This is a genomic window from Mycobacterium sp. (genome assembly GCF_049802695.1).
Taxonomy (GTDB): domain Bacteria; phylum Actinomycetota; class Actinomycetes; order Mycobacteriales; family Mycobacteriaceae; genus Mycobacterium.
Map to the genome: position 1 here is coordinate 1 of NZ_JBARMY010000315.1, position 5202 is coordinate 5202.

Genomic DNA, 5202 nt, shown 5'->3' on the forward strand with positions numbered 1-5202 from the left:
GCCCTGGTCGGCGCATCGGGGCCGGACGGGGACGGCTCACCAGGGCGCGGTTGGGGCGGCAACTGTGTCGTCGGTTGGCTCTCGGGGCCTCGAGGCAGACCGGCACCCTCCGTTGGATGGTCAGACACGTGCATCACCTCATTGCTGGGGTCACTTTTCACGGACGTCATCGGCGGCGCCCGGATGGCGGATCAGCCCACGCCAGCGTAGGAGTGCAGACCCACCGTCACCAGGTTAACGAAGAACAGGTTGAACACCATGGCCACGAATCCGACGACGTTGATCCACGCCGCCTTGCTGTCCCGCCAGCCCGCCGTCGACCTGGCATGCAGGTAGGCGGCGTAGACCACCCATGCGACGAAGGACACAGTCTCCTTGGGGTCCCAGCCCCAATACCGGCCCCACGCTTGCTCGGCCCAGATCGCGCCGAAGATCACCCCGAAGCCGAACACCGGGAAGGCGAAGATCGTGGTTCGGTAAGCGATCCGGTCCAAGGTCTCGGCGTCGGGTAGCCGGCGCACCACCCGGGCCAGCGTCCCTTCGGCGTCGGGACCGCTCATCGGCGACATTTTCAGCAGGAACAGGATGCTGGCCACCCCGGCGACCATGAACACTCCCGAGCCCAGGCTGACCACCGATACGTGGATCGGCAGCCAGTAGGACTGCAGCGCCGGCATCACCGGCGCAGCGTGGGAGTACAGCCAGCGCCCGGAGACCGTCAGCAGGATCAGTATCGGCAACAGCAGGAACACCCACAGCCCGCGGTATTGCGGGCGGCGCAGCACTATCGCGCCGGCCACCAGCCCGCAGCAGCAGGTGAGATTGATGAATTCGTACATGTTGCCCCACGGCACCCGCAGTGTCGCCAGGCCGCGCAGCACGATGCAGGTCACTAACAGCCCGATGCCGACGTAGACCACGGCCAGGCCGGCTCGCCCGACGCGTTCGTCGAACGGCCGCCGAGGCACGTCGTGCACGAGGCCGGGGGTGGCACCGTCAGCGGCCACCGAGCCGGCAGCGACGAGCTCACCGTCCTGGCGGGTCCGGGAGTACGCGAGTTCGGCGGCCAGCAGCAGCAACGCGATCACCAGTGCCAGCAACGCCGAGGTGAACGCCCAGTCGGAATACCTGGCCAGTCCGATGTTGACGTTGACGGTGTTCATTGCGCCACTCCTCGATCCCGGCTCCGCCGGCATCTTCGTCGTCGGCGGGTGTTCATTATTAGCGCCACTCCTCAGTCCCGGCTCCGCCGGCATCATCGTCGCCGGCGCGGTTCCTTCCGGCCCGTCCGGTACTGCCGGCGGGCTCCATCGCTCGCGAGGATTCCGCGGCCGGGGCCTGGTAGCCCTCCAGCAACCGCTCGGTCAGCCGCTCGAACTCGTTGCCCCACCCAGAGTTGTCGGTCCGGGCCAAGCCGCCCACCTCGACGTTCACCGTACCCGCGGTGGTGGCGGGGCTGATCCGGATCCACACCCGATGTCGGCGCACGACCAGCGACACCACCAACCCGGCCATCATCGCCGCGGCGAAAACCAGTACCCACAGCTGGCCCGGATCGTGCGACACCTGCACGCTGATGAACGGCACGGCACCGTCGAGGCGCACCACGGTGCCGGCCGCCGGGCCCTCGTCGAGCCGGATCTGCTCGCCGGCCCGCAGATTAACCCGTTTGGCCTTGATCAGCCGGCCCTGCTCGATGAGCCGGGGATCGAGGTTGAACAGCGACTGCGGCCGCCCGGTGTCCAGCCCGGTGTCGCCGCTGTAGATGTCGACAGCCGCGGCGGGGGCGTTGAGCGCCGGGAAACTCGATGACAGCAGGGCCCCGTCGAGGCGCTCAGTCGGCGCGAACAAGCCCTGAATGGCGATCTGGTGCTTGCGACGCTCGACCGCGTCGGGGTAGCTCCCGGCCGGCGGGTCGATGCGCACGACGCCTGACGACAGCAACGTCACGGGATTGTCGGGCCGCCACTGCACCGTCGACGTGCGGCTCTGCCCCCCCGGAAAGGTCACCGTGAAGGTGGGCGCGTAACCATGGCCAAGCAGGTAGACCCGGTCGCCGCCGACCCGCAACGGGTGGTTGACCGCCAGCCGGTAGGGCTGCCAGCTGCCGGTGGACAGATCGCGGCCCGACTGGTAGTCGACGTGTGCGGCAAACGAGGTGGCCTGTGCCGTCGGGAGGTAGTGGGCTTCGAAACCGTTGACGCGCAGGCAGATGGGGTGCAGAGAGGTGCCGTCGACCGTGTTGCCGGCACGGAACGAGTCGAACGCCGCAGGTGATGCCGAGCAGAACCCCGGTCCGCCGTCGGCGATGACGATCACGTTGCCTTCGTAGCCGAACAGCTTGCCGACTGCGACCGCGACCAGCAGGCCCAGCAGCGAGAAATGAAAGGCCAGGTTGCCGAACTCCCGAAGATAGCCCTTTTCGGCGGAGACCTCGACGGCGCCCGCAGCGCTGACGCGTGTGACCCGGCGCCAGCCCCGCAGCCGCCCCGCCGTCGTCGCGGCCACCTCATCAGGCACACCGACGATCACGGCGTCAGCGTGCTTGGGCAGCCGGCTCAGGTTGCGCGGCGCCGCGACCGGGGTCGCGCGCAAGGTCTTGGCATGCTCGATCATCCGCGGGGTCAGGCAGCCCACCAACGACACGAACAGCAAGACGTAGACGGCGGTGAACCAGAAGCTGGCGAACACGTTGAACGCCTGGAGCCGATCCAGCCACGGCCCGATCACCGGATGGGCGGCCAGATAGTCGTTGACGCGGCTGACGTTGAGGTTTCGCTGCGGCAGCAGTGCGCCGGGGATGGCGCCCAGCGCCAGCAGAACCAGCAGCACCAGCGCGGTGCCCATCGAAGTCAGCGCACGCCAGGTGATGCGAGCTCGTTGCGCCACCAGACCCCCGATCAAATCGGCAGCCTCACATCGGAGACGAACGCGTCGCGCAGCCACGAAACGAATTCGTTCCACACGCCGGTGACCAGCGCGGCACCCACCGCAACCAGCAGCACGCCGCCGAAGATCTGGATGCCGCGGGTGTGCCGGCGCAGCCAGCCCAGACCGGCCACAGCCGTCGCGGACCCGAACGCCAGCAACACAAACGGCACGCCGAGCCCCAGGCAGTAGGCGAACACCAGCACCAGGCCGCGCGCGACATCCGTCCCCTGAGTGGCCGACGCGACGCTGATCACCCCGGCCAGTGTCGGGCCCAGACACGGTGTCCAGCCCAGCGCGAACACCGCACCCAGCAGCGGCGCCCCCGCGATCGTCGACCACTGCTGTGGCGCGAACCGCGCCTGCCGTTGCAGAGCGGGGATGAAGCCAACGAACACCAGGCCCATGACGATGGTCACCACGCCGCCGACCCGTTGCAGCAGCAGTTGGTTGGTGATCAGGGTGCTGGTCATGCCCAGGACGGCCACGGTGCCGAGCACGAATACCGCGGTGAAGCCGGCGACGAACAGCGCCGCGGACCCGGCGACCCGCCAGCGGGCAGCGGGCGGGGCTTTGAGCGTGCCGGGCGCCGGCTGCTCGTCGACGCCGACCACTGCGGCCAGATAGGACAGGTAGCCCGGCACCAGCGGCACGACACATGGTGAGGCGAACGACACCACGCCGGCCAGCACGCACACCGTCAACGCCAGCAGCAGCGGTCCCGTCGCGGCGATCTGTGCGACGCCGGTCATTGCAGACCCGGCGGCGCTGGGTGGTTGTCGGGTTCCGCGGCGAGACGCCGCACGACCGGCAAGAGGTCCTCGGCGAGCAGTTCGCGCAGAAACACCGCGGCCACCCGGTGCCGGCGATCCAGCACCAGCGTGGACGGTATGACGGTGGTCGGGTACTTGCCCCCGAACGCGATCATGGTGCGCATCGCCGGGTCGTAGATCGACGGAAACGTCACATGCCGGTCCGTGATGAAATCCTGCGCGGCCTGCCGGTTGTCCCGGACATCGATGCCCAGCAAGGCGACCCCGTCCGCACGGTCGGCGTCGTAAACCTTCTGCAGCTGGCTGACCTCGGTTCGGCAGGGCCCGCACCACTGTCCCCACACGTTGATCACGACGACTTTTCCGGTGACGTCGTCGAGCGACAGCGTGCGCGCCGGGTCCATCAAGTCCGGCCCGGTGACCGGCCCAGGTCGGCCCCGGCGCTCGGGCGGGTCGTAGCGAATGTCGGTCTTTCCGCCGGGAGCGACGAACTGGAAGCTGCCGTTCTGCGCGACTGCATCCTTGCCGCCGGTGCATCCGGTGACGCAGCCGATGACCAGGCCGGCCGTCAGCGCCGCCATGATCACCAGCCGCCGCATGGTCAACAGCCCGCCGGCTCGGAATACACCACGTCGACGAGGCGGTCACCCTGGTAGACCAGCGAGGTGACTGAGGCGACCGAGCATTGCCGGCGGCGCGGGTTGTGCCAGAGCCGCTTGCCGGTCACGTACTGCCGGACCGTCCACACCGGCAGCTGGTGGCTCACGCACACCGCTTCGTGGCCGGCGGCTCGGGCCCGCGCCTTGTCCACCGCGGTCACCATCCGATCGGCGATCTGGCGATAGGGCTCTCCCCAGGAAGGGGTGAACGGGTTCCGCAGGTGCCACCACACCCGCGGGTCGCGCCAGGCGCCGTCGCCGGGTGAGACGCCGCGGCCCTCGAGGATGTTGGTCGATTCGATCAGGTCCGGGTCGGTGTCGACGGGCAGGTTGTGCCGGGCGGCGATGGGCGCGGCGGTTTCCTGGGCGCGCTGCAACGGGGACGCGATCACCGCGACGATGTCGCGGTCGGCCAGCGCGTCGGCAACGGCGATGGCTTGCTGTTCACCCCTGTCGGACAGGCGGAAGCCGGGCAACCGCCCGTAGAGGACGCCGTCGGGGTTGTACACCTCGCCGTGGCGAACCAGATGCACTCGTGTTTCTTCGGCCATCAGGGGTTGCGCTCCTTCGCCGCGGCGGCGGCGGCTGTCGGCAGGGCGTCGGCGATGCGCTCGAACGCAGCGTCATCCAGCACCGCCGAGACGAACCACGCCTCGAAGGCGCTGCACGGCGGGTAGACCCCGGCGCCCAGCAAGGCGTGGAAGAAGGCCGGATAGCGCCAGGTCTGGCTGGCGCGCGCCGCGCCGAAATCGGTCACCGGTTGTTCGGTGAAGAACACGCTGAGCATGTTGCCGGCGCGCGGAATCTGATGCGGCACGCCCGCGTTGGTCAACGCCTCAGAC

The 5202-nt window shown here is 69.0% G+C and carries 5 protein-coding genes and 1 pseudogene; all 6 read right to left on the reverse strand.

Annotated elements, in window-relative coordinates; genetic code table 11:
* Positions 1-191: 191 nt before the first annotated feature.
* A complete protein-coding gene (ccsB, locus tag WA317_RS12920) occupies positions 192-1163 on the reverse strand; it encodes a c-type cytochrome biogenesis protein CcsB (RefSeq protein ID WP_425173407.1) in 972 nt (323 codons plus the stop codon).
* A gap of 58 nt (positions 1164-1221) precedes the next feature.
* The gene (locus WA317_RS12925; RefSeq protein WP_425173411.1) at positions 1222-2847 is read right to left on the reverse strand and encodes a cytochrome c biogenesis protein ResB; all 1626 of its coding nucleotides are present in this window, start codon (positions 2845-2847) and stop codon (positions 1222-1224) included.
* Between the two features lie 53 nt (positions 2848-2900).
* The gene (locus WA317_RS12930) at positions 2901-3680 is read right to left on the reverse strand and encodes a cytochrome c biogenesis CcdA family protein (RefSeq protein ID WP_425173408.1); all 780 of its coding nucleotides are present in this window, start codon (positions 3678-3680) and stop codon (positions 2901-2903) included.
* Positions 3677-4300, reverse strand: a complete 624-nt coding sequence (locus WA317_RS12935; RefSeq protein ID WP_425173409.1) for a TlpA family protein disulfide reductase — start codon at positions 4298-4300, stop codon at positions 3677-3679. The genes WA317_RS12930 and WA317_RS12935 overlap by 4 nt, the downstream gene beginning before the upstream one ends.
* 2 nt (positions 4301-4302) lie before the next feature.
* Positions 4303-4911: a histidine phosphatase family protein gene (locus WA317_RS12940; RefSeq protein WP_425173410.1), complete on the reverse strand. Its 609-nt coding sequence runs from the start codon at positions 4909-4911 to the stop codon at positions 4303-4305.
* Positions 4911-5202, reverse strand: a pseudogene (locus WA317_RS12945) (glutamate-1-semialdehyde 2,1-aminomutase); the annotation flags it as partial. The pseudogene WA317_RS12945 and the gene WA317_RS12940, both read right to left, overlap by 1 nt.